Origin of the sequence: Clostridium sp. MCC328, assembly GCF_018785465.1 — a bacterium.
GTDB classification, from domain to species: Bacteria; Bacillota; Clostridia; order Lachnospirales; family Lachnospiraceae; genus Pilosibacter; species Pilosibacter fragilis.
This window is the reverse complement of record NZ_WQPW01000152.1, coordinates 1-379: the sequence shown is the minus strand read 5'-3', so window position 1 is coordinate 379 and position 379 is coordinate 1. Positions and strand designations below refer to the sequence as shown.

Annotated in this window: 1 pseudogene; it reads right to left on the bottom strand. The window is 38.8% G+C overall.

The features are described from left to right. Positions 1–302 (bottom strand): annotated as a pseudogene (locus GPK83_RS16465) (transposase); the annotation flags it as partial. Positions 303–379 lie beyond the last annotated feature (77 nt).

Sequence of the window (379 nt, the reverse complement as noted above, 5' to 3'; positions counted from 1 at the left end):
GATGAATCGATAAGCCTCTAATCGATTTCCTTTGCAAAGAATGCCGCCGCTTTTTTTAAGAAAAGATTCTCCTTACGAAGTTCTTCGTTTTCTCTTTTGAGTCTGAGCATCTCCTTCATGTTGTCATAATCTTCTTTGGCTTCCGGGCTTGACTGGCATTCTTTACTAAACTCGCTACACCACTTAGAAATGCTGGCTTTCGATACCCCATACTCAGCGGTGATGCTTTTGTAGGTACGACCTTCCTCTTCATGAAGACGTACTATTTTTTTCTTAAATTCGGGTGTGTAACTTTGTGGCATGATAATTACCTCTTTTCTCTATTGGATTTATTATATCTTATTAGCCACTACTGTTACAACGTTAGTATAGCACTTCA